Origin of the sequence: Methylophaga sp. SB9B (assembly GCF_004832235.1) — a bacterium.
Taxonomy (GTDB): Bacteria; Pseudomonadota; Gammaproteobacteria; order Nitrosococcales; family Methylophagaceae; genus Methylophaga; species Methylophaga muralis.
Genome location: NZ_SSXS01000010.1, coordinates 23,565 through 49,845 on the forward strand (window position 1 = coordinate 23,565; position 26,281 = coordinate 49,845).

28 protein-coding genes are annotated in these 26,281 nt (G+C 43.4%); 10 read left to right on the top strand and 18 right to left on the bottom strand.

Annotation, left to right across the window (positions count from 1 at the left end):
* Window positions 1-57 precede the first annotated feature (57 nt).
* From E8Q33_RS11160 to E8Q33_RS11220, 14 genes are all read right to left on the bottom strand, one after another.
* Window positions 58-4,206 carry an EAL domain-containing protein gene (locus E8Q33_RS11160; RefSeq protein WP_247870061.1) on the bottom strand — a complete coding sequence of 1,383 codons (4,149 nt, stop codon included), beginning with the start codon at window positions 4,204-4,206 and terminating at the stop codon, window positions 58-60.
* A gap of 217 nt (window positions 4,207-4,423) precedes the next feature.
* Entirely contained in the window at window positions 4,424-5,407 is a 984-nt protein-coding gene (locus tag E8Q33_RS11165) for a vWA domain-containing protein (protein WP_136554808.1), read from the bottom strand.
* Between the two features lie 12 nt (window positions 5,408-5,419).
* Window positions 5,420-5,992, bottom strand: a complete 573-nt coding sequence (locus E8Q33_RS11170; protein WP_245652135.1) for an MxaK protein — start codon at window positions 5,990-5,992, stop codon at window positions 5,420-5,422.
* Window positions 5,989-6,618 carry a vWA domain-containing protein gene (locus tag E8Q33_RS16140; protein WP_247870062.1) on the bottom strand — a complete coding sequence of 210 codons (630 nt, stop codon included), beginning with the start codon at window positions 6,616-6,618 and terminating at the stop codon, window positions 5,989-5,991. The genes E8Q33_RS11170 and E8Q33_RS16140 overlap by 4 nt, the downstream gene beginning before the upstream one ends.
* Complete coding sequence (locus E8Q33_RS16145; protein WP_247870063.1) at window positions 6,600-6,965, bottom strand: hypothetical protein; 366 nt, start codon at window positions 6,963-6,965, stop codon at window positions 6,600-6,602. The genes E8Q33_RS16140 and E8Q33_RS16145 overlap by 19 nt, the downstream gene beginning before the upstream one ends.
* Window positions 6,962-7,930, bottom strand: coding sequence for a hypothetical protein (locus tag E8Q33_RS11180; RefSeq protein ID WP_211116147.1), 969 nt, complete (start codon window positions 7,928-7,930; stop codon window positions 6,962-6,964). The genes E8Q33_RS16145 and E8Q33_RS11180 overlap by 4 nt, the downstream gene beginning before the upstream one ends.
* The gene (locus E8Q33_RS11185; RefSeq protein ID WP_136554812.1) at window positions 7,920-8,750 is read right to left on the bottom strand and encodes a hypothetical protein; all 831 of its coding nucleotides are present in this window, start codon (window positions 8,748-8,750) and stop codon (window positions 7,920-7,922) included. The genes E8Q33_RS11180 and E8Q33_RS11185 overlap by 11 nt, the downstream gene beginning before the upstream one ends.
* Entirely contained in the window at window positions 8,747-9,781 is a 1,035-nt protein-coding gene (locus E8Q33_RS11190; RefSeq protein ID WP_069296436.1) for a MoxR family ATPase, read from the bottom strand. The genes E8Q33_RS11185 and E8Q33_RS11190 overlap by 4 nt, the downstream gene beginning before the upstream one ends.
* Window positions 9,782-9,862: 81 nt before the next feature.
* Window positions 9,863-10,141, bottom strand: a complete 279-nt coding sequence (locus E8Q33_RS11195) for a methanol dehydrogenase [cytochrome c] subunit (RefSeq protein ID WP_069296437.1) — start codon at window positions 10,139-10,141, stop codon at window positions 9,863-9,865.
* Between the two features lie 119 nt (window positions 10,142-10,260).
* Window positions 10,261-10,845 (bottom strand): cytochrome c(L), periplasmic, encoded by a 585-nt coding sequence (gene moxG, locus E8Q33_RS11200; protein WP_069296438.1) that lies wholly within the window; start codon window positions 10,843-10,845, stop codon window positions 10,261-10,263.
* A 48-nt stretch (window positions 10,846-10,893) separates the two neighbouring features.
* The gene (moxJ, locus tag E8Q33_RS11205; protein WP_136554814.1) at window positions 10,894-11,691 is read right to left on the bottom strand and encodes a methanol oxidation system protein MoxJ; all 798 of its coding nucleotides are present in this window, start codon (window positions 11,689-11,691) and stop codon (window positions 10,894-10,896) included.
* Window positions 11,692-11,868: 177 nt separating this feature from the next.
* Window positions 11,869-13,755, bottom strand: a complete 1,887-nt coding sequence (locus tag E8Q33_RS11210; RefSeq protein WP_069296439.1) for a methanol/ethanol family PQQ-dependent dehydrogenase — start codon at window positions 13,753-13,755, stop codon at window positions 11,869-11,871.
* 204 nt (window positions 13,756-13,959) lie between these two features.
* Window positions 13,960-14,613: a response regulator transcription factor gene (locus E8Q33_RS11215; RefSeq protein WP_069296440.1), complete on the bottom strand. Its 654-nt coding sequence runs from the start codon at window positions 14,611-14,613 to the stop codon at window positions 13,960-13,962.
* 47 nt (window positions 14,614-14,660) lie between these two features.
* Window positions 14,661-15,629 carry a sensor histidine kinase gene (locus E8Q33_RS11220; protein ID WP_069296441.1) on the bottom strand — a complete coding sequence of 323 codons (969 nt, stop codon included), beginning with the start codon at window positions 15,627-15,629 and terminating at the stop codon, window positions 14,661-14,663.
* Between the two features lie 225 nt (window positions 15,630-15,854).
* Between E8Q33_RS11220 and E8Q33_RS11225 the strand changes: the two genes are divergently transcribed.
* The 3 genes from E8Q33_RS11225 to E8Q33_RS11235 are packed head-to-tail and all read left to right on the top strand — an operon-like array spanning window position 15,855 to window position 17,688.
* The gene (locus E8Q33_RS11225) at window positions 15,855-16,187 is read left to right on the top strand and encodes a hypothetical protein (protein ID WP_136554816.1); all 333 of its coding nucleotides are present in this window, start codon (window positions 15,855-15,857) and stop codon (window positions 16,185-16,187) included.
* Window positions 16,188-16,221: 34 nt separating this feature from the next.
* Entirely contained in the window at window positions 16,222-16,746 is a 525-nt protein-coding gene (locus E8Q33_RS11230; RefSeq protein WP_247870064.1) for an SRPBCC family protein, read from the top strand.
* A 3-nt stretch (window positions 16,747-16,749) separates the two neighbouring features.
* Window positions 16,750-17,688: a YncE family protein gene (locus E8Q33_RS11235; protein WP_247870065.1), complete on the top strand. Its 939-nt coding sequence runs from the start codon at window positions 16,750-16,752 to the stop codon at window positions 17,686-17,688.
* Window positions 17,689-17,713: 25 nt separating this feature from the next.
* Here E8Q33_RS11235 and trmL read toward each other — a convergent pair whose 3' ends face one another.
* From trmL to E8Q33_RS11250, 3 genes are read right to left on the bottom strand one after another with little or no spacing between them, the layout of a single operon-like run.
* Window positions 17,714-18,178 carry a tRNA (uridine(34)/cytosine(34)/5-carboxymethylaminomethyluridine(34)-2'-O)-methyltransferase TrmL gene (trmL, locus tag E8Q33_RS11240; RefSeq protein WP_136554818.1) on the bottom strand — a complete coding sequence of 155 codons (465 nt, stop codon included), beginning with the start codon at window positions 18,176-18,178 and terminating at the stop codon, window positions 17,714-17,716.
* Between the two features lie 2 nt (window positions 18,179-18,180).
* Window positions 18,181-19,791: a LysM peptidoglycan-binding domain-containing protein gene (locus E8Q33_RS11245; RefSeq protein WP_136554820.1), complete on the bottom strand. Its 1,611-nt coding sequence runs from the start codon at window positions 19,789-19,791 to the stop codon at window positions 18,181-18,183.
* Between the two features lie 9 nt (window positions 19,792-19,800).
* The gene (locus E8Q33_RS11250; RefSeq protein WP_136554822.1) at window positions 19,801-20,013 is read right to left on the bottom strand and encodes a hypothetical protein; all 213 of its coding nucleotides are present in this window, start codon (window positions 20,011-20,013) and stop codon (window positions 19,801-19,803) included.
* A 172-nt stretch (window positions 20,014-20,185) separates the two neighbouring features.
* Between E8Q33_RS11250 and E8Q33_RS11255 the strand changes: the two genes are divergently transcribed.
* Genes E8Q33_RS11255 through E8Q33_RS11265 form a run of 3 tightly spaced genes read left to right on the top strand, consistent with a single transcriptional unit; the run spans window position 20,186 to window position 22,858 of the window.
* The gene (locus E8Q33_RS11255) at window positions 20,186-20,989 is read left to right on the top strand and encodes a DUF2797 domain-containing protein (protein WP_136554913.1); all 804 of its coding nucleotides are present in this window, start codon (window positions 20,186-20,188) and stop codon (window positions 20,987-20,989) included.
* 5 nt (window positions 20,990-20,994) lie between these two features.
* Window positions 20,995-22,014: a quinone-dependent dihydroorotate dehydrogenase gene (locus E8Q33_RS11260; RefSeq protein ID WP_136554824.1), complete on the top strand. Its 1,020-nt coding sequence runs from the start codon at window positions 20,995-20,997 to the stop codon at window positions 22,012-22,014.
* 1 nt (window position 22,015) lies between these two features.
* On the top strand, window positions 22,016-22,858 hold the full coding sequence (locus E8Q33_RS11265; RefSeq protein ID WP_136554826.1) for a mechanosensitive ion channel family protein: 843 nt from the start codon (window positions 22,016-22,018) through the stop codon (window positions 22,856-22,858).
* Here E8Q33_RS11265 and gloB read toward each other — a convergent pair.
* Window positions 22,855-23,625, bottom strand: coding sequence for a hydroxyacylglutathione hydrolase (gene gloB, locus E8Q33_RS11270; RefSeq protein ID WP_136554828.1), 771 nt, complete (start codon window positions 23,623-23,625; stop codon window positions 22,855-22,857). The two genes, E8Q33_RS11265 and gloB, sit on opposite strands and share 4 nt — an antisense overlap.
* Window positions 23,626-23,650: 25 nt before the next feature.
* On the opposite strand from gloB, the gene E8Q33_RS11275 reads away from it, so the two are divergent.
* From E8Q33_RS11275 to grpE, 4 genes are all read left to right on the top strand, one after another.
* Window positions 23,651-24,376 (top strand): class I SAM-dependent methyltransferase, encoded by a 726-nt coding sequence (locus tag E8Q33_RS11275; protein ID WP_069295426.1) that lies wholly within the window; start codon window positions 23,651-23,653, stop codon window positions 24,374-24,376.
* Window positions 24,376-24,819 (top strand): ribonuclease HI, encoded by a 444-nt coding sequence (gene rnhA / locus E8Q33_RS11280; protein WP_069295427.1) that lies wholly within the window; start codon window positions 24,376-24,378, stop codon window positions 24,817-24,819. The genes E8Q33_RS11275 and rnhA overlap by 1 nt, the downstream gene beginning before the upstream one ends.
* A gap of 3 nt (window positions 24,820-24,822) precedes the next feature.
* Window positions 24,823-25,554, top strand: coding sequence for a DNA polymerase III subunit epsilon (gene dnaQ, locus E8Q33_RS11285; protein ID WP_136554830.1), 732 nt, complete (start codon window positions 24,823-24,825; stop codon window positions 25,552-25,554).
* A gap of 96 nt (window positions 25,555-25,650) precedes the next feature.
* Window positions 25,651-26,202, top strand: a complete 552-nt coding sequence (gene grpE / locus E8Q33_RS11290) for a nucleotide exchange factor GrpE (RefSeq protein WP_136554832.1) — start codon at window positions 25,651-25,653, stop codon at window positions 26,200-26,202.
* Window positions 26,203-26,281: the final 79 nt, after the last annotated feature.

Consider the following 26,281-nt stretch of genomic DNA (forward strand, 5'->3'; position numbering starts at 1 on the left):
AAAAAACATACTGCTTGAAAATGCACATTGGCTGAATGTCTGCCGGTTTATCATTTATTATGCTGGTGAAGCCAGAAGCTGTTGTATTTCTGCGTACAAGTTTTGTAAATCATCAATACCTTTTCGGGCTAACACGATTTCGTTCTCTTCAAATTGGTTACGCAAACTGGCTGCAGCATGAAACAACTCGTAATAGGCTAGTTTGAGGCGATCCAGCCACAATTGATTAAACAATTCTTCCTGTTTGCCTTGTTCCAACCAATGAGTAAAGTGGCTGCGTTTAGGGTTCATTAACGGCCAGTTGCTGATTTGAGCGGGACTACTGCGAAGGTTATCAATGACCAGTTGCAGCCATTGTTCTCCCTGCATTTGCATCAATGTCAGCAATCGCTGTTGAGGTGATAATGAATTGCGAGCATGATTCAACCAGCGGGGTTCAGGTTGGTAGTTGTGCATCCATTGAGTTAACTTCTCTGCAGGCATGGGCTGGGCAATGATGAAGCCTTGAGCCATATCACAGCCAATGGTCATCAACATTAAACCATGCTCTACACTCTCAACACCTTCGGCAATTACCTGATGTTGAAAGGCATGACTTAAACCAATTACACCCTCAACAATAGTAAAGTCATTTGGATCATCCATAATGTCGCGGACAAAACTCTGATCGATTTTAATCACATCGACCGGCAAATGCCGCAAATGGCTTAACGAAGAATAGCCCGTACCAAAGTCATCCAAGGCGATTCGAACCCCAAGGCCATCTCGGCAGGTGCCGATAATCGAAGATATGCGGTGGATGTCGGTTAACACACTGCTTTCCAGTACTTCCAGTTGTAAATACTCTGCTGGTAAATCCGGATATTTCGATAGCAGTCTTTCGAGCGTGTCAAAAAAGCCAGACGATTGCAGATGATGTGCAGAAATATTGACACTGATTTCGATCATCCGACCTTGTTGATGAAAGCTCAGTAATTGTTTCAACGTTTGGTCGATAACCCAGTTACCGATACGAATTTCCAGATCGGTGCCGGCTAATGAACTGAGAAAAGTTGGTGGTTCGAGAATGCCGTGCTCCGGATGATCCCAGCGAAGCAGGGCTTCAGCACCATAAATACGCCCATTGCGCATATTGATTTTAGGCTGGAAGTACAGGCAAAACTCATTATTGGCAAATGCCAGGTGCAGATTATTTAATTGAGTGCGTTGCAGTAAAATTTGCTTGTCATGTATCGCATCAAATATCGAATAACGATTTCGACCATTTTGTTTAGCCTGATACATTGCCTGATCAGCATGACGTAACAATGTGTCGGCATCAGCCTGATCTAATGGATAAAGCGTGACGCCCATGCTGGCACCTAATTGGATTGTATCGCCATCAACTCGATAAGGCAGTTGAATGGTGCGTAATAGTCTGCTGACTAAGCGCTCACAATGTTCTACCGAGCTGATGTCATTCAGCAAAATAGCAAACTCATCTCCACCTAATCTTGAAGCTGTGTCATCCAGTCGAATACACGCTTTGATGCGCTGAGCTACCTCAATCAACACTTGATCGCCTATTTCATGACCGTAGTTGTCATTGATTGGCTTGAAGCCATCCAGATCCAGAAACACCACGCCTAAAAGACTGTGTTGACGAATACTGTGTGCGATAGCCTGCTGAAACCTGTCCGCAAATAATGTGCGATTCGGCAATTGAGTCAGCATGTCAAAATGCGCCATCATTTCCAAGGCATGCTGCTGCTCTTTGATTTCGGTGATATCTGAAAATAAACCCAGATAATGCAAGGTTTCCCCATGGTCATCAGTTAAGGTCGATATGGTTAATAACTCGGCAATTAATTCGCCATTTTTACGACGGTTCCAGATTTCTCCCTGCCAATAACCTTTCTCAATCAGGCTCAGCCACAATTCCCGGTAAAAGGTTTCACTGTGTTTGCCGGACTTAAATAGAGACGGTTGTTGATTAACTACTTCCTCACGGGTGTAACCGGTGATGTTACAAAATGCCGGGTTTACATCGACAATTCGACCATCCGGATTGGTGATCAGAATGCCTTCATGTGCTTGATGAAATACCCGGCCAGAGAGTTTCAATTTTTCTTCAGCAAGCTTGCGTTCGCTAATGTCATAAAAAATAGTGATAAACACATTGGCATTGCCATCTTTAATGACTGTGCTGGAAATCAAAACTTGTCTGGCTTGCTTTTGTTGCGTCAGTATTTTTACTTCAACTGCCTCACCTCGATAAGGAAGCGGTTGCTGTAAAGCTTCGGCCACAAAGTCATTCCACATTTTTTTGATTTTCAGGCGATAAAGCGGATCAGGATAGGCAAGTTCAAACCATACATCCAAGTTCGGTACTTTAGTTTCATCAAAACCGAAGCTTTCGACAAAAGCCTGATTCATATAATGAATTTTGTGTTTTCCGTCAGATATTACATGAGGTATTGGAGAGGCATTTACGATATTGCGTAATTTAGACTCGTTACGGGCTAATATCTCGCCAGACTGCTTGAGGCGGTAGATCCATATGGCAAAAACCAGAATAATGGCAATGATGGACAATGTAATATTGATAATCGTTGTTCTGGAGATGTCGTGGTTAATCGTCAGCCCCATCCAGTTTTGTTCTATACGTTGTCGTTCTTCTTCACTGAGCGTGTTCAGAGCCTTATTGATAATGGATTGCAGCTCAGGGTGTGAAGGATTCACGCCCATGCGATAGGCATTGTATTGACGGGTTTGCCCGGAGAATTGCAGGTTAATCAGATTGGCTTGTTTGATTGCATAATTGGCATAAGCGGCATCACCGACATAGGCATCCGCATCTCCTGTGGCAACTTTCTTTAATGCTTCAATGGTAGTGTCGGTCAGAAGCAGCGTTATATCAGGGTAGTTCTGCGCCAGATTTTCCTGAACATGGTAGTTTTTTTCCACTGCTACCGTTTTACCCTTTAGGTTTTCCAGACTGCCGATATAACCAAAGCGGTTAGCATTGACGATAACGACGGGGTTTGTAATGTAGGGTTGACTGAATAATAAATATTCAGACCGTTCTGGGCTCATATTCAAACATGACAGCATATCCAGCTCGCCACGTTGTGCCATCGCGATTATTTCATGCCAGGGTTTATCTGCAATGATCTCAAACTCCACGCCTAGCTTGGCTTGCAATAACTGGATATATTCTGCCGCAAGACCTTGATAATGGCCTTTGTCACTCATCCATTCATAGGGGGCAAAGTCACGATCAATACCGAGTTTGATAACCGGATTATCATCCAGCCAGGATTGTTCCTCTGGCGTCAGTCTTAGCGCGGCGTTTGACTGATAAATAAATCCTTCTAATTGGGACTCAGATAACGCAGGGGCAATATTTAAACGTTCGTAAATTTGAGCACTACGGCGTAAACGTGCCGGATCCAACTGTCCTAGAGGAATCAACTCGGGCAAAATCAGTTTCTTAATTTCACGGGCTTCATGTTGTAGTTGTTGGCGACTGGCCTGACTGCCGTATTGATTGATGATCAAGTCAATCAATTTATCGGGATTATCAAGTGCGTATCGCCAACCCTTTAAGGTTGCCCGTCGAAAACGATCAGCTCGGCCAGGATGGTTACGCAGCTCTCGGTCGCTGGTAAATAAAATGTCGCCGTAAAAATCAAAACCATAGCTTTGCGGATTAATAATATTAACTGAAACACCCTGCTCCGCCAGAGTAAAGAGTTGATCGGTTCGATAAATTGACATGACATCAACTCGATCATTAATCAAACTGTCGAGTTGTTGATCTTGAGCAATAAATTGGTAGTCTTCCGGCGAGATGCCAGCATCAGCAAACATGGCAAGGAATACTGCATCATTGCCCGCTGAATCATCAAACATGAGACGTTTGCCAATCATTTCGTAGGGGCTGATGATTCCTGATTGGGCTTTGCTGACCAGTACTAATGCGTCGTGTTGAAATATAGCAGCCAATGCTCTGACAGGACTGCCACCAGCATACTCGGCTAATAACCCAATACCACCGACGCCATAATCTGCACGGCCACTGCTGACTTCATTTAATACATTAATACCGGGATGACGTTCGCGAAGAGTGACCTGCAGGCCTTCTTGCTGATAATAACCTTGATCAATAGCCGCATAAAAACCGGCAAACTGAAACTGATGCCGCCACTTGAGTTGCAGGGTCACTGAATCAGCCGAAGCCGCATTTGCTTGAACAAAAAAGCTGCTAGCAAAAAGAGTAAAGAGTAACTTTATAGTTAGTTTGTAGAGGGTGACGTGCATGTGATTCGTCTTAAAAAAGCTTGCCGATAATAGCAAGAATTTCAATTTCTTGACGAATTAATCCACCGATAAAGTATTGATAGGTTTGATTTTAATCATAATTAATTAACTAACCATTAAGTTAGCCAGACATTATTTTTCTCGATTTATGTTTAAAAGAGAGCAAGTTCTCTGGCAGATACGCTAAAAACAAAAAGATCAGCGCCAACGCGGCAGGGATAAAACTTAAATCTGTTTGGCGGATTTGTCGTTGAGAGAAGTCTTCATGGGTTATAGCGTCATACAATTCATTAGCACTCTGCAGATGGTGATAATGCAGTTTTGCTGGTTCAGCCAATGATTTTAAATAATCTTCTTTAACGTTGGAAAGATGCTCACTACCGGCACGAGCTTGATTGCCCCATGGGGCATTCCTCGGTACATAACCTTCAATTTGACTGGGGTCTTCTGGTAAGCCAAAGGTGGTGCCCTGAGGTACATCCTCAGCGGTATAGAAGCCTATCTGTAGACCTTCTTCATCATATTTTGGGATTCGGCTCAAAGCATGATCACCAGTGCCAATAATGATACCTTTGATGGGATTACGATCTTCTTCTGCGAATTGTATCTCTGCCAGATCCGGCGCATAACGGGAATTCATCGGCGGAGCTTCTTGACCATCGGTAAAAAACACTAATGTGGTGTTGCTTAGTTCTACCGTATGTATCAATTCAAGTGTGTTCGCCAAGGCTTGAATGATATTACTATCCGCCACCCAGGCCATCCGCCAATCTATTCGCCTAATGCTCTCACGTATTTCGGGGTAGTCTGAACAGACTTCCATTGGTGTATAAAGTAGCGTCGGCATGCGTTCGGTAAACACACCTAGACCAACACGCGATCCGCATGGCAGTTTTTGTATAGCAAGCAATGCATCTGCTTTGACTTTTTCCAACCGGCTTATCGGATCTCCGTTGTTATCCTGGTAATCCTGAACATTCATGCTTCGGGTAATATCCAGCATAAAAAAATAATCATATTTTTTACTGGGGAAAGGCAGATTGGGCATCAAAACCGCAGTTAGCAGTAGCAGTGCTGAACTGATAAGTAACCAGATGGATTTCATCAAACAAATACCTCAGGGCAGCCCAATTGGAAAGCCGGGCATAGCAGACCATAGTTCTGTGCTGGCATCTTGAGACTCTTCGCTGATAGTGACATCCCCCATTGGCAAATCTCGCGATAGGCGCTGTGCTGCTTCTAAGTTGTATTTTGCTTCCCAGAATGTCGGTTGATTTTTTAATGAAGACCGATAGAAATCTTTTGCTACATCGGCCATTGCCACAGCGCGATCAACATAAAGATTTTCTGCTAAATCAATAGCCTGAGATAAATAAAGGTTGCCAAGGTTATAGTGAATTTGCACCAACTGTTGCTGGTTAGCAAGGCGTTCCGTAGCGCTATAGGTTTCAACAGCTTCATCAAATAAATTTAATCTGCGCTGCAGGTGGGCGTAAGCAATTCTAACCTCAGGTGATCGCATATTTAATGCCTCCATATCAACCATTTCACCTTGATTGAGCAGGGAGATTTGCTGATTGATCTGCTGTTGCTGCTTTAATGTGTAAAGGTTATAAACCAATCCGCCAATAACCATAATTGTCAGCAAGCTAATCAGGTGAATAAGTTTATTTCGATTTAGATAGATCATTTTGCCTCCAGCGCTTTGATGCCGACTAAAAGTAGAACTGCAAGCAGGGCGCTCAAAAAACATAAACGCGTTAAATCATTGCGGGGAATCAATTCGTTATAAACCAGTGGCAGGCTTTCCAAATCATCTAATTGATCGATGGCAGCTTCAAGCGATTCCGGGGTATCTACTTCATAGGCGTGATAGGGAATCGGCAAGGTACGGAAAAACTGATCGAGATAGCGCTCAGGCATAACCCGAGGATTATCATCTCTTGCCGAACCCGGCTCAGAAGTAATGCCCAAACCGTTTTCGGTACGCAGGAAAAACCAATATAAACTGACTTGATAACGTTCAAACCACTCACGAAGTACCCGCTGCGCACGGTGGTCCAATGTTGCTGCGCCATCCGATACCAATACGATGACGCGAGAGCCGGTATGCGGTTGATCCTGGAAGTAACTCAGCCCCATGCCTAAACCTTTTGCCACATTGGTAAATGCGAGGCCTGGACTGGTTAAACTGTTAATCGCCGCTTGGGTGGCTGATTTGTGTTCGGTGAGTGGGCTGATAAAAAAAGGTTGGGTACTAAATCCAACAACCCCGAATAAATCATGTGGACGTTCATCTACAAAATTGGATAACAAACGGCGCGCCACCTGACTTTTAGCTGGGGTGTCCTGATCAGAACTTTGCCACCAAAGGTTTCATTCATACTGGCACTGCGATCCAGTACAAAGACGATATGTGCGCCGGTACCAGTGCGAGTGAAGGTTTTTTCTGATTGGTACATTCCCGCCAAACCCAACACAACGCCTGTGAAGGCTAATAAACCTAACAGTTTGATGATTCTGTTGACCCAGCGGGTGACATCTGAGGCTGGAATTAAACGATTCCAGCTTGCAGGCCGCTTCTGGAAGATTCCACCTAAAAAAGGCAACAAGACAAATAGCAATAAAATAAGTGCCCAAGGTTGGGCAAACGCGATGTTCATGATTTTTTCAGAGCCAGTTTTTCGGCGCCGGCCAATTGTTTGCAAAGACTTAATAACTGATCGAAGTCTGTTGGGTCACCCTTTTTCTGTTCTGAGTAAAGTGTTTCGGCAGAGAGCTGATAAAAGTTATCAATCTTTTCTTGATAGGCTTTTAGTTCTGGGTGCTGTAACACAAAGTCTTCTATTTGATGGGCAAATAATGCTTGTTTGGCACGACGATTAAACGCCCGATGAACGGCTTGTAACGCCTGGCTAAAAGCCGAGTCTTCAGCGTGGTACTTACGTAGTTTTTTTACTTCATGAAAGGCTTGTTGAAAAGGCGAACGGGTAAATGAAAATAGGTAACCATTCAGACTTAACCAGAGAATGACCAGCATAATCAGGCTAACCGCCAATATCCATATTTGTTGTTTCAGGTCAGCAGTTGAAATAGTTGTAGGACGCAGATCTGCTTTCATAAAAGCATTTTGGGTTGAATCACTGGCGACACCACGCGGCACAATTTCCTTAATTGGAGACATGGTAAAACCCCAGGCAGGGATGGTGATTTGATGCGCATTATCGTCAGCGGTAAATCGAACGGCTAATGACGGAATGGTTAATGCTCTGACATCAAGAGGGGCATAAAATGTTTGAAAGGTGAAATGCAAACGATAACGACGCAGTTGATCGTTTTCACTAATTAATTGGTAATCGCTGTTCAGTAACTCCAACCAATAATCCATATCCCCATTTGGCGGTAAGGATGCGGGTGTCAAATTGTAGTTCGCGGGGACTTGAACAACATAATAATGTTCAATGATGTCACCTACCACGATACCGAAATCCCTTCCTAATGATTGTTCGACGATGCCAATATGGGGGGCTGGTTCAGCATTAATCGGACGGATAAACATCATTAAAAACAGCAAAACAATAAAGTTAGCCTTATTAATATTTAGATTTAGAAGTGGATTAATGACCATGAAAATATTCACTCATGTTTTGTGCTGAAAATTGATCAATCATCCAAATGGCTCTGCTGTTATATTTTTGAAAAAGTTTATTGAGGAATAACTTGCGATCAACAAACGTTGATTCAATAAGTTTTTTTTGCTTTGGAGTGACAAAAACCAAACGATTTTCGCCAGTTTCAGCATCCCGCAGTTGTACAAAACGCCATAACGGAAAATTTTCATACTCAGCAGAGCGCCAGATAACAATCGGTACCAGATAATGCCCTGACAAGCTGTTGAAAACCTGATGCAGCTTTTCGTTGCTCCAATGAAAATCAGATAACAAAAATATTAATGAGCGACGAACAGGTAATAAGCGGTCGATATCAGCAAAAGCATTTGCAGAGTTGTGATGCTCTCCATTCCCTAAAGCAGAAAAATACTCTGTTAAAGTTTGCGGATTCGTTACAGAGTGAATTGAATCGCTAAATAAATAACTTTGATACTGGTCATTGCGTGCAGCAACAGAACAGGCAATGCTTGTTTCGCTCAAATTCAGCAGATCAGCTTTTCCGGGGATAGTCATTGAGTCAGAACCATCAATGAAAGTGAGCACATCAAGTTTGCTGCGTTGTCGAAAGGTTTTGACATAAATGGACTCAAACGGATCGGTTACGCTGCTTGCCAGATCAATCCGAGCAGGATTGGGGTCGGCTAAAAAAGCGGATTTTTTGTAAAAATCACTGCCTGGTCCCTGACGTTTGCTTTTATGTTCACTTTCGCGCAAGGCATTGAGCAAAAATGGGGTTTTATAATCAAAGACTAAATGTTGAATATCACGCTGATTCATGGAGATGGAATAGTATTCAGTACACCACTTATCAGTTCTTCGATAATGGCTTCACCGTTATAGTTGTATACAGGATTGAGAAAAATACGGTGTTTGCTGATTGCACGTATAACAGCGTGAAAATCTTCAGGGATAACATTGTTGCGTTGTTTCAGCCAGGCATTGGCTCTGGCGCATCGCGCTAAATAACTTATGCCGCGTGGCCCCATACCGCCTAAGACTAATTTTTCACTATCGACATCACTTATCTGGATGTTGTAGTCCTGTGGGCGACGTAGCGCCTGACACAGGTGATAAGCATAATCCTGAACGGCATCACTGGCGTGGATCTGTGACTGAATCGCCGTGGCAATATCATTTAATTGGTTAAACGGTAACACCGCTTTATCAGCGCTATCGACTAATTTATCCGCATCGTAATAGCGGGTATTGAACATCAATTCCTTGAGTTGAGCTTCTGCTTTGGGTTGTTTTATATGCAGTTCCATCATAAAACGATCACGCGCAGCAGCGGGTAATTCAAAGGTTTCGTCTTTTTCAATTCGGTTCCTATCGGCAAAGACTTGCAGATGCGGAAAATGAAACGTTTTATTAAATGCAGTAACACTACGTTCAGCCATCACGCGTAGCAATAATGAATGTACTTGAGGTCTGGCGCGGTTTATTTCATTAAAGAAAAAGATAGATAAATCTTCACCGTGCTTCAGTAATGGGCCTTCACTAACAGCAGGTTTACCGTCACTGGAAATATGCGTGTAATACACCAAATCATGAGGCATTAAATCTATCGTGCCTTCAATACGCTCAAAATCTCCACCCAAACTCTCTGCTGCCGCTCTTAATAAAGTTGTTTTACCTACACCAACATCACCTTCCAGCAGAATATGGCCTCGGCAAAATATTGCTAACACCATTAGTTCAATGATGTTTTCCTGGCCTAAAATTGTCTGGTTGATGTTGTTTTGCAGAGTGACGGCTTGTTGATGCCAATCGCTTAGATAGTTATCAGAGTATGTAGCAGCGTTGCTCATGAGTTTATGCCTGGACAGACGGTGATGTCATTAATAAAAAAGAGGCCAGTTGTTACCAACTGGCCTCACTTAGGTTTTGGCTTAGTAAGACCACTTACCCGTTTGTTTGAAGTTTTCTACACGCTTAGCATTACGTGCTTCCATCGCTTCCATTGCACTGGTTTGTTTGTCCAGTTCAGTTTGGCTATGTTTAGGATCAAATTTAGATCCTTTGATTTTTTCAGGAAATCCTGGTTTAGCTTCCCAGCAGTTGCCTGATGCTTTGCATTTTGTACCGTCGTAAGCCATTGCTGATGACATGCCGAAGGTTAACAAGATTGCTGTCGCGCCAGTTACGGCTAATGTTTTAATTTTCTTCATATTTCTCTCCTTTTGGTTTTGACAACATAATGCTTGATAGCGTGGTTGCCCTGAGCTGGCTAAGGCCACGCTATCAATCACTAATCTTTAAAATTTGTCTTGAGACACATTTAATTTCATTAATGTGTTTTATTAAAATTTTCTAAAGCTTCTTTGAACTCGGCTGGCATTTCCGCAGGAACCAATTTGGCGCGTTCCTCTTCAGGTAACCACAGCGCTTTTTCTGGCTCATCCCAATAAACACTGCGAACGTAAGCCATAACCTGCAAAATCTCATCAATACTTAGGTTGTTACGTTGCGGCCCCATCATTGCCCGTGCACCGTCATAAATGATTTCAAAGAAACCTTTGTCATAACGACCTGCAGGATAAGTCCAATACGCATCACCTAAAGCTGGGCCCAATTTGCCTTCTACATGGTGACCATGACAGCCTGAACATGCTGTCATATAAAGGTCTTGGCCGATTGTGATGGCTTCTTCATCCTGGTTGTAAAGATTTTCTGCTGTTTCCATAAAATGTTTTACGGCTTCAGTTTCTTCACCTTTTTTACCAAATGAAAAATCAATCACATCACCTGTTGTGGCATTACGAAAGGTGACTTGAGCTTCTGCAGTCATTGGCGTCAAGCTGACAGCAGTAATCATCGATAAACCCAGCAGGCATGCTGCTTTACTGGTTAAACTTTTTACATTTTTAATCATAGTGTTTAAGTAGTCCTGTTGAATTAAAAGAGACTGCATGACAAGGCATCAAAGCAGTGGAATCCCTTCTTTTTTGAGGATGGCATTTATCTTCGGTGCCGCATCAGCCAAACCTTTATTTATTGCTTCCAATAAAGCCTTGTCATCTTCACGAACTGCTACAGATTGATCGTAATGTTGAACAATGCCTTCACCATTTTTAAGCTCACCAAATTCTGGTGATAAGACCATTTTTAATGGTGTACTTGAGTCACGGACATATCGAGCTACTTCTGGTGCCCATAGATGAGCAATATCGCCATTACCTGAAGTGACTTCACCAATTAATTTGGTGGGTTCTAGGCGAACGTATTTATTACGTGGAGATTTGTAGCCGGATAAGGATTTTGTGTAGTTGAAATTACCTTCAAACTTTCCAACTTCCCGTAGCATGACTTCAGACGGGCTGCCTGGAATAACCACAAAACGATTGAGTTTTTGAATATCAGGACTATCCCAGTCACTAATTTCGAGATTTTTATCGGCACGGTAAACAAAAACATAGCCTGATTTATAGTAAGGCTGGCTAGTCGCAACGCGCGGGTCATCACTATCCACACCCATAACGACATCGCATTCTTTTCTTAGTAAATGTTCTGTTACCAGAAAAATCGCCGCCTTATCGGACCAGACAAACTCCAGAGGCATATCCATACTTTCTGCGAGAACTTTGGCGATTTCGTTTTCAAAACCTTGCTGTTGCGTGTTTGAGTAAGGCATTTCATTGCCTGCCGCACAGACTTTTAGTGTTTCTGGTACTGCATTGTTTGCTTGAGCTGGGCTCAACACAGTGAACAGTGAAGCCATAAGCAGGCTGCAATGAGTTAATAATTTTGTGCTGCCCACTTTCTTTTTGGTTTGTAATTTATTGTTTAGCATGTCTTACACTCTCAGAAGGGGCTGGCAACACAAGCTTTGTGTTGCCAGCCGGATTGAATACAACGATATAACTCGATACAACCAAGTTATATTGAGAATCAGTGATTACATTTCGTATTCACCAACGCTCAAGTCGTCGTAAGGTCCTTTACCATCCAGAGCAAAGACCATCAGACCACCACCCATTTGAGTGTTACGTGCCAGTTCTTTAAAGGCACCTACAGCACCCAGACCAGCGGATGGATCGTTCAAGTCAAATACCAGACCAACAGCAGGCCAACCACCTACACCATAGTTAATGGCAACGTATTGAATGCCATCATGGGTGTAAGTCATTGGATGACCGATAGCGCCTGAAGGAAGTTTGAATTTCCACAGCAAGTCACCGTTGTCTGCATCACGAGCTTTGATGAAGCCATCCAATGTGCCGTAGAATACCAAGCCACCAGCGGTTGCCATGGTGCCGCCCCAGATTGAGAATTTTTCCATTTTTTCCCAAGCGAACTCACCAGTAATGGCGTTGTAGGCTTTAACCTGGCCAGAACCGATACCACGTTGACGATCACCTTTAGGTCCAGGATAGCTCCATACGTTTGCACCTACGAAGAATTGACCTGCACGGTAAGGCAGCATGAACGGTTCCCAATCCATACACAGATGGTTCAGACCGAGATAGAACAATTGTCTTTCTGGATCATATGAATCCATACCTTGGTTGTGGAAACCCATGGCTGAAGGACAAATATCACGTGAACGGTGACCCATACGAGTACTAAATTCTGGATCACGAATTGGCAGACCTGTTTCCAAATCTACTTTTTTCACCCAGTTTGCAGTGTCATCCATTTTGTCTGCAGAAACTAAATCACCTGTTTCACGATCCAGCGTGTAGATAATGCCGTTACGATCCGGGTGAGTCAGTAATTTACGCATTTTGCCGGATTTGTCTTTTTGCTCAGAAAGCATCATGACGTTAACGCCAGCGTAGTCCCATTCATCATGTGGTGTTTTTTGGTAACCGAATTTAGCTAAACCGGTATCCGCATCACGACCCCAGATAGTCATGGTCCATTTGTTGTCGCCTGGACGCATGGTTTCGTTCCAAGGAGCAGGGTTACCTGAACCGTAATAGAACATTTCTAAGTCTGGATCATAGGCATACCAACCCCAGTTAGTACCACCACCGATTTTCCAGGCTTCGTCTTCCCAAGTTTTCAGACCCAGATCTTTTTGACCGTAATGTGGGTTAGCACTGTTGAAGTCTTTTGCTAAACCAATTTCGTCATCAGGACCTGTTGCATACCAACGCCAAACCATTTCACCAGTGTGGATGTCAAATGCTGTGACGTAACCACGCACACCCAGTTCAGCACCTGAAGAACCTTGGATAACCAAGTCTTTAACAACAAACGGTGCTTGTGTTTGAGTTTGACCAACACTGATATCACCGTTTTCAACTTGCCAATGCACCGCACCTGTTTCAGCATTTAATGCTACGACATGTCCATCCAATTGGCTTTTCAAGATCATTGCAGGTGTTTTGTCATCGCCAGGCCAATAAGCCAAACCACGGTTAACGACGTCACAACATGCTACTGCGCGAGCAGCAGGATCTTGTTTTGGTTTATGTTCCCAGACGATAGTGCCAGGATCTTTTAAGTTGATTGCGAAGGTATTGTTTGGGAATGGTGAGTGGATGTACATCATGTCACCAATAACCAGAGGAGCACCTTCATGACCACTTAAAACACCTGTGGAGAAAGTCCAAGATGGCGCCAATTTACTGACGTTCTTTTTATTGATTTGTTTTGAAGAACTGTAGTGATCAGCAGAATAGTTTTTACCCTGCATAACCCAGTTAGCTTCGTCCTTTTGAAGTTCAACCAGCTTGTCATTGGCGAAAGCAACGCCTACTGTCATCATACCGATGACAGAGCTGACCAATGCAGCTGAACCGGTTTTTGTTAACCGGCTTAGTTTTTTCTCTCTCATATATCCTCCTATTTTAACTGGATGTCAGCTTGCGCTGACCCTGTGTCTCAGCACACATTCGAAAATGCGGCTGTGCACCGGTGATATCATCAGTTTTTAAAGGGGGTGGGGGATAGAGAGTGGCGCCATCTGTGTTATAGGGAAGACTTCACATAATTGTCAGGGTTATAGGCTTTTTCCGTTATTTTTAGGGGATGTAAGCCTTTATTGATTGTTAGGCGGGTGAATCAAACCAATTTTCTGTGCCAGAAAAATAATGTCTGCCAGTTTGGTTGTGCCCAATTTTCGCATCATATTCGTCTTATAGTTGGAAACTGTTTTTGGGGCCAAAGTGAGACTCTTGGAAATTTCCTCAATACTCATTCCTTCTGCAACCATTCGAAAAACAGCAAATTCCTGATGAGATAATGAGTCAATTTTCTGATCGGTTTTGATCAGCTTTTCCATCGCAATAGAACGTGCGACTTCAGCTCCAAGATAATGACGTTTCTCAGCAACGGCCTTAACCGCTTCAATTAATACATCAGAAGAACAGGATTTAGTAATGTAACCCATAGCACCTAATTCAAGAGCACGCATGGCGAGCGTGGTTTCTTCATGCATGCTGCAAACCAGAATACGGGCATCTTTGTCCCGGTTACAGATCCTGCGGACACACTCCAACCCACCTGTTCCAGGCATGGTCAGGTCAATAATGCATACTTTTGGTTGTAACGCGATAAATGCCTGATAACCATCTTCTGCATTTCCAGATTGGCCGATAACTTCAAATCCAGCGGATTCGAGTAATTGCTGATATCCCTCCCGAAGGATGGCGTGATCATCAATTAATAATATGGTCGTTCTCTGCTTGTTCATTTCTATAATTGCCTCATCACATATGTGAAATTAGATCCTGTCGATATTCATAACGGAATAGTTAAAGTTAAAACGCTACCTGTCGGTTCTGCTTGATGCAGATTGAACTGACCATGAAGAGCGTGAACCCTTTCTCGTATGCCAATTAGTCCCAGACCTTTACCCATGCCTTCAGCTGGGTCGAAGCCTTTACCGTCGTCACGAATGGTCAAACTGATGTCGTATCCATGTATGGATTTGTTCTGGGTTACTAGATGTATATAGATGTTATGGGCATCAGCATGACGCGTAATATTGGTGAACGCTTCCTGTAAACAACGGTAAACCGTCAATGCTGTGTCATACCCTACCAGCTTGTCATCAACATCTATGTTTATATCAATGGCGTAATTCGTAAATGACATCTGCCACTGAGAAATAAGATCTTCAATAGCTGCAGAAAGCCCAACGGTCTCCAGACCGGGTGGTTTGAGACTGCGTAATTGAGAACGAGTGACATTGCGAAGATAGCTGGCACTGTCCTGAATGGTTTTGAGTATTGCTTGAAGTTTCGGATCTTCAGTTTTGTATTTAATTGCGACAGAAGCATTTACATCAATCGCTGCCAGGTATTGTCCAAAGACATCATGCAGCTCTGACGCTAAGTGATTCCGTTCTGCTTCTCTAACCTGAGTTATATGTTTAATGAGGGCTCGGTTTTGTAACAGTAGCTTTGCATTGTCTGCATTTTGCATTTCAAGCTTGGTTTTAATTTCAAGGTTACGTTTCAAAGTTTCCTGCAATTCGATGTAGCGTCTTCTGCCAAACCACATCAAACCGGTGCTTAGCACCAGCAAAACAAAAATGATCTCATCAAGCTGATAAAACTCACCAAGTGCTGCCCAATTAATCCAGCGCTCGGCTAAGTCGTAATATCCAGCAACAAGATAAGTTAGCAATGATGCAGCCACAATGATCGCTAAATCAGTTTTGCCCCTGTTTTTCTTATCAGTTAGGGATAATTTAGGTGACAGCATTCAGACTAAGTCCATATATAACTTTAAAATTAAACACCTATTTTATGATGATTAATTTTAATATGTATATGCCAATATTGATGATAAATACAAAAAAACATAAATCAGGAAAAAGTCATAACAATAAGCGTGACATATTCCCTATCTCATATAAGTCAACTGCTCTATTTGGCCGCTGTGCACTGTCTGTAGGATAGGGCGAGTTTTTATTGGAGCACATTGTTAATGAAAAAACTTTTTAATACGCTGGCCATGTCTGCCTTTCTGGCACTCTTCTCATTCAATATTGCTTACGCTGATTCAAAGCTGCAAATACCAGTGGCAGAATTTGAGTTCGTCAAAATTTTTTCTGGAAAAGATGCTGAATTTGTAAGAGATAAATTAGGTGAGCCAGCAGAAATAATGAAGCGTGAAAATGAAAGTGGATCTGTTGAGTTTTGGATTTATAAAGATATTGTTAAAGTAGGTAATAGTGACAAAACATATAAATATACTCAGATTGGAATTATAAATAATTATATTGAGACTTTAGGTAATACAAATAGAAGTCCTAAGTAAATTTTTATCATAGCTAAAAGAAAAAGGTTTGAAAGTGAATACAATTATTAAGAAATTTTCTCTGGCAAGTTTAAGTTTGGTTTTGATGAGCAGCAGTGTTTTTGCTCATGGACCTACACCGCAACGCGTTGATGAACAAATAATTATTGATGCGGATGTTGCAACGGTATGGCAGCAAGTTAAAGCCTTTGACCAACTGGATAAATGGCATCCGGCAGTTGAATCAATCGCTATGCAGGATGATACAACTAGAATCGTTACCTTGAAATCTGGTGGTGAGATCACAGAGAGTCTGGATGAGTCAGATGCTGAACGCCATTACATTGGTTACCGATTATTAACTGAAAATATTGAAGCTATGCCAGTCAGTTTCTATACCATCGGAATTGAGATCGAAGCGGCGGATAAAGGTAGTAAAGTCAGCTGGAGTGGTCGTTTCTACCGTGCAGATACTGGTAATTTCCCGCCAGAAAATCTAAACGATGAGGCAGCTGTTAAGGCAATGACGGAGTTTGCAACTTCTGGACTGGAAGGTTTGAAAGCCTCTTTGGAAAAATAAACCGTGAAGTCATTTAAGCCGATTATTTTGTGCCTCACATTGTTGCCAAGCATGGTGATGGCGAGTGATTTTTATATAACCAGCCAAGCAGCTAATCAATTATCGTTATTTGATTCTGATGCCAAAGAAATCAAGAAGACTTTTGAGATATCTGCAGCTCCGGTGATGATTGCCATTGATAAACCGGGCAATGCAATCTATTTGTCTCATCCTGAGCAAGGCAAAATATCCGTCTTCGATCTGACAAGCCATCAGTTAATCAGTGAGATAAGAACTGGCGGGCAACCTTTTGCCATGGTTCTTGATAGCCAAAAACCGCAGATGTTTGTTTCAGACTGGTCACGTAATACCGTGCTTGTTATTAATACGACCAGTAAACAATTAGTGGATTTGCTGGCCGTTGGAGAAAGCCCGGCAGGGATTGCGATTGATTCGGTCGGTAGGAAAGTGTTTGTGGCAAACCGTGAAAGTAATTCTTTGATGGTATTAAACGCCGATACACCTGATTTACATGCAACGATTGAAACGGGTGAGCGTCCCTATGCGTTAGCCTTTAATCCACATAATGGTCATGTGTATGTAGCTTGTGTGCATGATGATTCACTGACAGTGATTGATTCAAAAAACTATCAAAAAATTGCGGATCTGAAACCAGGTCGTGCGCCGTATGGGATCACGGTCAGCGACAATGGCGAACAGTTTTACGTAGTAAACCAGAATGACAATACCCTGGTTGAGTTTGATGCTGAAAGTTTAGAAATCACTAAGACGATTCGAACCGATAAAATGCCAGAAAGTGTTGTGCTTTCAAGCAACCAGCAACATGCTTATGTAACCAACTGGTTTAGCAATTCATTGTCGGTCATTGACTTGCAACAAGCGAAACAAATTCAATCCATCCCGCTTAAAGATGGGCCTCGTAGTATCAGTTCAGCCCAGTAAAGTCTGATGCTAGTGGAGCGGTGGTTCACACCGCTCCGTTATATCCCAGTTGTCGCCAGGCCTCATACAAAATAATGGCCGTAGCATTAGAGAGATTCAAGCTTCGACTATTCGCATGCATCGGGATACGAATCTTTTGATGGTCCGGTAAGATGTCTAGAACCTGTGCCGGTAACCCCCGAGACTCAGGTCCAAACAATAAAATACTCTCATCTTGAAAGCTTGCCTGGTGGTGATACTGCTTTGCTTTGGTAGTACAGGCGAACAAAGGGCGATTTTCTTGCCATAGTTTGAATGCTGCAAAATCGCTATGCACTTTGACATCAGCAAATTCGTGATAATCCAAGCCGGCTCTTCTGAGACGTTTGTCATCCAAGACAAAGGCCAGTGGTTCAATCAGATGCAATTGCGCCCCTGTATTAGCACACAGACGGATGATATTACCGGTATTGGGCGGAATTTCCGGCTCATACAGCGCAATGTGTAACACGACTAGCTTTGACTGATTTTCAGCGTTGGATCAACGTAGAGTGTCAATTTCTGTCCTGGTTGCAATAAGGTGCGATCACTTAAACCATTCCATTCTTTAACCTTATCTACGGTCACATTAAACTTGCGAGAAATGGTCCACAGTGAGTCGCCATTGCGGATGGTGTAATTGATGGCTTTCAGTTTTGAAGCAGTTTGGATCGGCTGCCAGATAACCAGTTGTTGTCCAGAATGCAGAACATCTGAAGGTGTTTTGTTATTCCATTGGGTCAGCTCAAATACATCAACCGTATAGGCTTTGGCTATATTCCACCAGGTATCACCAGCTTTAACCGAATAATTCAGTTGCTTGCCCTGCTGTAAGCGACGATTGTTGATAGCATTAGCTTCGGCTTCATCAGCTTGAGCTGTAGAAATCGGAATTAACAAGTGCGCACCAGCACGGATAAAGTTAGTGGTGATTTTGTTTGCTTTCTTAAGCTCTGGAACAGTAGTTTGATGCTGAGAGGCAATACTGCTTAGGGATTCGCCAGGTTTTACTTCATGACGTTTCCAACGCAGTCGGTCTTCTGTTGACAGTCCTGACAATGCGGTTTTAAAAGCACCTGCCTTTTCAGAAGGTAAAACCAGTTTATGTGGCCCTTGCGGTGCAGTTGCCCAGCGATTAAAGCCGGGGTTTAACAAATACAATTCATCAAGCGTGATATCAGCCAAATCAGCAGCTAAAGATAAGTCAATCTGACTGCCTACATTGATTACACTCAGATAGGGCTCATTGGCAATTGGACTCAGTTTCAAATCATATTGAGCTGGTTGCTTAACCAAATGCGCTACAGCTAGTAGTTTAGGCACATAGGCAGTGGTTTCAGCAGGTAGCTCTAAAGACCAGAAGTCTGTAGGCAGTCCTGCTTCTGCATTACGTTTAATTGCACGACTAACGGTACCTTCACCGGCATTATATGCTGCTAATGCCAGCTCCCAATCATTAAAATCATTATGCAGTTTTTGCAGATAGTCTAAAGCGGCTTGAGTTGATTTAATAACATCACGACGGCCGTCATACCACCAATTTTGTTCCAGTCCGAAAACACGACCTGTTGCCGGAATAAATTGCCAGATACCGGCTGCTTGCCCGGATGAAAGTGCAAAAGGTTGATAGCCGCTTTCCACAATCGGTAATAAGGCAATTTCCAGCGGCATTTCGCGACGCTCTAATTCATCAACGATATGAAATAGATATGGGCGGGCACGCTCGACCACTTTATCGACATATTCTGGGTTGTTCACAAACCAAGTCAGTCGGTTTTGTGTTTCCGGATGCAGACTACGGTATTCAGATAAGCCATAACCATCACGAATCCGTTGCCAGACATCGTCAGTTTGCGGGCCTACAGTAGAATCATCATCGAGAACAGATAGATTTAAATCCAGTGGACTCAGCTGAGTAAGCTGGTTTTTTTTCCAGTTGGTGTGTTTGGTGAGCGGGCCATAAGATGTGTTTTGAGGTGGATCTGCGCTAACTGTTTCAGTATGTTTTGTGGTGGTGCTACAGCCGGTAAAGAGTACCGAAAGCACTGCAAACAGGGGCCAAAGCCGATTTTTAAATTTTAACATAACGGTTTATCATAATGTCGTAAGCTTATAATTGTGCTCAATATATACCGCAATAGATCGCTTATGACCAGCCTTTAACCCACCTTTACATAAAACAACATCTTCCAACCCAATAAACTGACTTGAGCTGTGGGCAGCATAATTATTTTTATGAAAAAAGCTAAATTGATATTTCATAAGTTTCTTCTGAAATTCTTTTGAGATTAATTCTCCTAACGACAACGCAGCTCTTTCCTGACTGTTTACAGATTAACGATTATGTCGAGCCAGACGTCACCTTCAACAATTAATCCAAGACTTTTATAGGTCAGTTTGTCAGGCTACGTTAAACTAGCCGTCGTCTTAAACAATTAAGGTTAGCTGCGTGACAGAATTTGCAGGACAGTTTAATAAGATGCAGGCAACCCTGCCGGATCGTGATGCCCCCGTAGATTACAAAATGATTGTGGGTGAGCATCAAGTCCCAATGAATCCGCTTATTGGCGAAAACATACAACTTATATATGCGGGCGAGATTCGTTGTCAAAACTGTCAGCGTAAAACCAAAAAAAGTTATAGCGGTGGTTTTTGTTTTCCCTGTTCACAAAAATTGGCGCAATGCGATTTATGTTTCATGAAGCCGGAATTATGTCATTTTGCCCAAGGCACCTGTCGTGAACCCGAGTGGGGTGAACAGGTTTGTATGCAAGACCATATTGTTTATCTCGCCAACAGTTCAGGAATCAAAGTAGGGATCACCCGAATTTCGCAAATACCGATCCGCTGGCTGGATCAGGGTGCTACTCAGGCGTTACCCATTTTTCGCGTCAGCAGCCGTTATCATTCTGGTTTGGTTGAGGTGATGTTTAAAAATCATGTTTCGGATCGTACCGATTGGCGAAAAATGCTGCGAGGTCCAGCCGAGTTCATTGATCTTTTTGAGCAACGTGATCGATTGCAGGCTGAGTGTGCTGACGAAGTGAAGCTGTTACAACAGCAGTTGGGCGAGGGGGCCATCACGCCATTGTCGGACGAAAACGTACTGGAAATAACTTATCCTGTGACACAATACCCCCAAAAAATTAGTTCATTGAATTTTGATAAAACCCCGGAAATTGCTGGAAAATTACTGGGTATTAAAGGCCAGTATTTGATTCTGGATATTGGCGTTCTGAATATCCGCAAGTTCAATGGCTATCAAATCACCATGAAGGTTTAATCGTTATGTATCCCCTGCTACGAAATCTGATGTTCAAACTGGATGCTGAGACATCCCATCATTTAGGTATGACCAGTTTAAAGTGGTTGGAGATGACAGGACTGCTGGGATTGTTGATGCCCAAAATGCCAACCGTTCCGGTACATGTCATGGGGCTGCGATTTCCCAATCCGGTCGGACTTGCTGCGGGTCTCGATAAAAACGCCGATTATCTTGAAGCGCTGACAGCCTTGGGGTTTGGTTTTATTGAAGTGGGCACGGTGACGCCAAGACCACAGCCCGGCAATGCCAAACCGCGGTTGTTTCGCATTCCTGAAGCGCAAGCCATCATTAATAGAATGGGCTTTAATAATCTCGGTGTGGATCATTTGCTTGAACAGGTTCAGGCAGCCCAAACAAATGCCATTATCGGTATTAATATCGGCAAAAATGTTGATACACCGGTCGAAAAAGCGCTTGATGATTATCTGATTGGCTTGGAAAAATCCTATGCTCATGCAGATTACATCACCATTAATATCTCCTCACCCAATACTCCCGGACTGCGTAACCTACAATTTGGTGAAGCCCTGGATAATCTGTTGGATGCTTTGAAAAATCGTCAGACGGAACTTGCTGAACAATCGCAACGTTATGTGCCGATGGCCGTTAAAGTAGCGCCAGATTTAACATTGGAAGAAGTGCAGCAACTGGCAGAATGTTTTAGCCGATTTAAGATTGATGCCGTCATTGCTACCAATACCACGCTCTCGCGTGATGCTGTTACAGGACTAATGCATGCTGATGAAGCTGGTGGCTTAAGTGGTCAGCCGGTATTTGCCAAATCAACAGAAGTTGTTCGACAGTTCCGGCAGGCTTTACCGGCTGAAATGCCGATTATCGCTGCGGGCGGCATTATGAGCGCAGAAGATGCGATGCAAAAGCTTGATGCTGGGGCACAGCTGGTACAGATTTATAGTGGCTTGATTTATCAGGGGCCAAAATTAATTCAAGATATTGTCAAAACGATACAAATGAGGAGATAACATGGAAACCGGAACAGGCAGCGTCATAGGCGACATTCTGCTGAACATTTTCTTTGCCGCCGTGATCGTCATCGTCGGTCGCACATTGGTTAGCTGGTTGGTCAAACTGTCTCGTAAAGTCATGGTAAGGGCCAATATGGACCCTATCCTGATTAATTTCTGCAGTTCGATCATCAGTGTCTTGCTGCTACTGTTTGTGTTGATCGCAGCGCTGGATCGACTGGGCGTAAATACCACATCGATGATTGCGGTGCTGGGTGCTGCAGGTTTGGCTGTTGGCTTAGCGTTGAAGGATTCGTTACAGAATTTTGCTGCCGGGGTGATGTTGATTCTGTATCGTCCATTTAAAATCGGTAACTTCGTGGAAGTGTCCGGTGTATTGGGAATTGTTGAGCAAATCACTATATTCAACACCGTGATGCGCACCCCGGATAACCGCGAAATTATTGTGCCGAATGGCAAGATTTACGCCAACACCATCACCAATTTCTCGGCTCGCGATACCCGACGCATCGATATGGTGTTTGGTATCGGTTACGACGATGATTTATTGAAAGCTAAACAAATCATGACCGATATCGTCACCGGACATAAATTGGTATTGAAGGATCCTGCACCGATTATTCGTATTGCTGATCTTGGTGATAGCAGCATTACTTTCAATGTCTGGCCATGGGTAAATTCATCTGATTTGGCGACTGTAAGGGCCGATCTAATTGAAACCATCAAACTTGCGTTTGATGCAAATGGCATCAGTATTCCTTATCCACAAATGGACATACATTTTAATAATGTGGATGCCGCCAATGAATCATCTCGTGACGAAAAAAACCAAGCAGGTTAAAACTCGTCTTTCCAGGCGCGTAATACTTTAAATACATCAAGTGGCGTTTCAAGCGGCTGACCAGCATATGTTTCAGCCGCTTGTTTAATTTCAGCAGCATCACATCGTAAAAAAGGATTGGTCTGCTTTTCTTCTAACAAAATAGAAGGCACTGTCGCAATATCCTGCTCCCTTAATGCCTGAATTTTAGCAAAGCGTTCCTGCAGAACAGGGTTGTTTGGATCAACTGCCAGAGCAAATTTCAAGTTGTTTAAGGTGTATTCATGTGCACAATACAATTTGGTAGCGTCGTCTAATCGTTTGATTTTTTCCAGTGAATCGAATAATTGTTCCGCTGTACCGCCAAGCAAGCGGCCACAGCCACCGGCAAATATAGTATCGCCGCAGAACAGGTTATCTTCTATTAAATAGCTGATATGTCCAGGAGTATGACCAGGCGTATCCATTATTTTGAAGTGAGGAAATGAAGCGTGCAGTAATTGATCTGCTTGAGCATACAGAGGTGTATCAACGGTTTTGATATGCTCGCGTTGTGGACCGAAAACTGGCAAATCATATAAATCATCCAACCGACGTATGCCGCCGACATGATCTGCATGATGATGTGTGACTAAAATAGCAGCAGGTTGCAGATCATTTTTTTCCACAAATTTGATCACCGGCCCGGCATCGCCCGGATCGATGATTAATACATCATGATTCTGGGCTGATTGAATCAACCAGATATAATTATCGCTGAATGCCTTCACGGCATGAATTTGTAACATTAATTTACTCCGCCGGAATGGCCTTATGTGTGATTATAAAGAGCATGACCAAGAGATGACACAATGGTGGCAATCTTCTCTTGCCTGCTATTTGCAAAGTCAGGAGCAGCAATGGTTACAGCATCAGCAGACCAAGCTGCACGGTTTTTTTCAATTGCAGCTTGGCGGACAAAAAGTCATCTTGCCACCCTCTTTACGTCCTAGTTATCAGGCGTTAATGGGCAGTCACGGGCAGTTTCATGCACAGGTTGAACACTTACCGTTTAAATCAGACAGTGTCGATGTGATGTTACTGCAGCATGTGGTCGAGTTTTCCAGACAGCCACATCAGTTATTACGTGAAGCTGACAGGGTGTTAAATGAAGATGGCACCTTGATATTGCTATGTTTCAATCCGTTTAGTTTCTGGGGCTTGCGTCGCTTATTCTCCTGGCAGGATCAACTGCCTTGGCGAGGGCAGTTCTTTTCACGGCAACGTTTAAAAGATTGGCTGGCCTTACTGGATTTTGATGTTGTTGAAGCCAAATCCATCATCTATTGTCCGCCGTTGCAAAAAGAGCGCTGGATCAAACGCAGTGGTTTTCTGGAAAGATGGGGCCGGCGTTTGTGGCCATATTTTGGTGGTGTAACAGCGATTGTTGCCAAAAAACGTACCTTGCTGGTGACCCCGATACGCAGCCGGTGGCAAAATAGAAATTTATTTCCCAGACCTCAGCTGGTGAATTCATCAGCAACAAGAAAAGAGCATTAATGGAACACGTTGAAATTTTTACTGATGGTGCATGTAGTGGTAACCCGGGACCGGGCGGTTGGGGAACGATATTACGTGCCAAAACCAGCGAAAAAGAATTATCTGGCGGCGAAAAAATGACCACCAATAACCGCATGGAAATGATGGCGGTGATTGCCGGTCTGGAAGCTTTGAAAAGACCCTGCCATGTTACGATCACCACCGATTCGCAGTATGTAATGAAGGGTATGACCGAATGGTTAAAAGGCTGGAAAGCCAAGAATTGGAAAACCGCGGCCAGACAACCAGTGAAAAATGCTGATCTTTGGCAGCGTATGGATGCTGCAGCTCAACCACATAAATTAGAGTGGCAATGGGTTCGCGGTCATGATGGGCACCCGGAAAATGAGCGTGCTGATCAATTAGCAGTTGATGCTCGCACTTTAATTGCAAAACAGGATTAACCGATGGCAGAGCAAAGCAGTTCGCGGCAAATTGTTTTAGATACTGAAACCACCGGTTTGAGCACCGCCGATGATCATCGGATTATCGAAATCGGTTGTGTGGAACTGGTTAACCGTCGATTAACTGGTGAAACCTTTCATCAATATATAAATCCTCAACGTGCAATTGATGCCGGAGCGATGGAAGTCCATGGCATCACCAATGAATCACTGGCTGATAAACCGCTCTTTGCGGATATTGCCACAGATTTTCTGCGTTTTATCGAAGGTGCTGAGCTGATTATTCATAATGCTGCGTTTGACGTGGGGTTCTTGAATCACGAATTAGCTAAGTTAGGCCAAACTCCCAAGATTGAAGATGTCTGCAGTGTTTTAGACACACTGAAAATGGCCCGCGATAAACACCCGGGACAGAAAAATAATCTGGATGCTTTATGTAAACGTTACGGAGTAGATAATTCCAACCGTGAATTGCACGGCGCTTTATTAGACGCCGAAATCCTGGCCGATGTTTATCTGATGATGACCGGCGGTCAGGTCAGCCTCTCGCTGGCGGCTGAGCAATTTGAACCGGAAAATGATGCAGACCAAAATGAAATCACCACCGTCGAGCGTCCTCGAACGGCATTAAAAGTGATTGAGGCCGATGCTGCAGAATTAGTCGAGCATCAGGCAATGCTTGAAAAACTCCAGGCCAGCAGTGATGGAAACTGCGTCTGGTTAAAACAAAGTTGAATTTGTTTTCACAAAAAGTTCTGTTTCTAGCTTGAAATCAGATTTTTGACCCCCAAATAACCGCTTTGAGTTGAGCAACGCGGAATCTGATTAATCATGAGCAATGAAGAAATCGAAAAATCAACGACTGAAGCTGAATCAGTCGAACCCTCCCCAGAAATGGCAGAGCAACAGGCAGCATCCGACGTTGATGTCGTAAAACAGCTGGAAGATGCACGCAATAAAGCCGATGAGCATTGGAATGAATTATTGCGAGCCAGAGCTGATTTGGAAAATATGCGCCGCAGACACAGTCGTGATCTGGAAAACGCCCACAAACATGCTTTAGATAAATTCATCGCCGAGCTGCTACCAATCGGTGACAGTCTGGAATTCGGGTTGAATGCAGCAAAAAATGATGATGCCAACCTTGTTACCGTGCGTGAAGGCATGGAGATGACGCTGAAAATGTTTATGAGTTCGATCGGTAAGTTCGGTCTTGAACAATTAGACCCAGAGGGTGAAGCATTTGATCCAGACTTGCACCAAGCCATGGCAATGCAGCCGGCCGAAGGTGTTGAAGCCAATCAGGTATTGAAAGTCATGCAGAAAGGTTATCGCTTTAACGGACGCCTATTGCGTCCAGCCATGGTTGTGGTCTCTCAATAACCGGACGAAATTTAAGGGCTTGAAATCAAAATTTCCTGCCCCATCTATATCACAACGGCTGGAAAAGCCAGACGAACTA

Coding starts and splice junctions, on each gene's coding strand:
- E8Q33_RS11165 (WP_136554808.1), bottom strand. CDS start 5,407: ATGAAATCCATCTGGTTACTTATCAGTTCAGCACTGCTACTGCTAACT.
- E8Q33_RS11170 (WP_245652135.1), bottom strand. CDS start 5,992: ATGATCTATCTAAATCGAAATAAACTTATTCACCTGATTAGCTTGCTG.
- E8Q33_RS16145 (WP_247870063.1), bottom strand. CDS start 6,965: ATGAACATCGCGTTTGCCCAACCTTGGGCACTTATTTTATTGCTATTT.
- E8Q33_RS11180 (WP_211116147.1), bottom strand. CDS start 7,930: ATGGTCATTAATCCACTTCTAAATCTAAATATTAATAAGGCTAACTTT.
- E8Q33_RS11185 (WP_136554812.1), bottom strand. CDS start 8,750: ATGAATCAGCGTGATATTCAACATTTAGTCTTTGATTATAAAACCCCA.
- E8Q33_RS11190 (WP_069296436.1), bottom strand. CDS start 9,781: ATGAGCAACGCTGCTACATACTCTGATAACTATCTAAGCGATTGGCAT.
- E8Q33_RS11195 (WP_069296437.1), bottom strand. CDS start 10,141: ATGAAGAAAATTAAAACATTAGCCGTAACTGGCGCGACAGCAATCTTG.
- moxG (WP_069296438.1), bottom strand. CDS start 10,845: ATGATTAAAAATGTAAAAAGTTTAACCAGTAAAGCAGCATGCCTGCTG.
- moxJ (WP_136554814.1), bottom strand. CDS start 11,691: ATGGCTTCACTGTTCACTGTGTTGAGCCCAGCTCAAGCAAACAATGCA.
- E8Q33_RS11210 (WP_069296439.1), bottom strand. CDS start 13,755: ATGAGAGAGAAAAAACTAAGCCGGTTAACAAAAACCGGTTCAGCTGCA.
- E8Q33_RS11215 (WP_069296440.1), bottom strand. CDS start 14,613: ATGAACAAGCAGAGAACGACCATATTATTAATTGATGATCACGCCATC.
- E8Q33_RS11220 (WP_069296441.1), bottom strand. CDS start 15,629: ATGCTGTCACCTAAATTATCCCTAACTGATAAGAAAAACAGGGGCAAA.
- E8Q33_RS11225 (WP_136554816.1), top strand. CDS start 15,855: ATGAAAAAACTTTTTAATACGCTGGCCATGTCTGCCTTTCTGGCACTC.
- E8Q33_RS11245 (WP_136554820.1), bottom strand. CDS start 19,791: ATGTTAAAATTTAAAAATCGGCTTTGGCCCCTGTTTGCAGTGCTTTCG.
- E8Q33_RS11255 (WP_136554913.1), top strand. CDS start 20,186: ATGCAGGCAACCCTGCCGGATCGTGATGCCCCCGTAGATTACAAAATG.
- E8Q33_RS11260 (WP_136554824.1), top strand. CDS start 20,995: ATGTATCCCCTGCTACGAAATCTGATGTTCAAACTGGATGCTGAGACA.
- E8Q33_RS11265 (WP_136554826.1), top strand. CDS start 22,016: ATGGAAACCGGAACAGGCAGCGTCATAGGCGACATTCTGCTGAACATT.
- gloB (WP_136554828.1), bottom strand. CDS start 23,625: ATGTTACAAATTCATGCCGTGAAGGCATTCAGCGATAATTATATCTGG.
- E8Q33_RS11275 (WP_069295426.1), top strand. CDS start 23,651: ATGTGTGATTATAAAGAGCATGACCAAGAGATGACACAATGGTGGCAA.
- rnhA (WP_069295427.1), top strand. CDS start 24,376: ATGGAACACGTTGAAATTTTTACTGATGGTGCATGTAGTGGTAACCCG.
- dnaQ (WP_136554830.1), top strand. CDS start 24,823: ATGGCAGAGCAAAGCAGTTCGCGGCAAATTGTTTTAGATACTGAAACC.
- grpE (WP_136554832.1), top strand. CDS start 25,651: ATGAGCAATGAAGAAATCGAAAAATCAACGACTGAAGCTGAATCAGTC.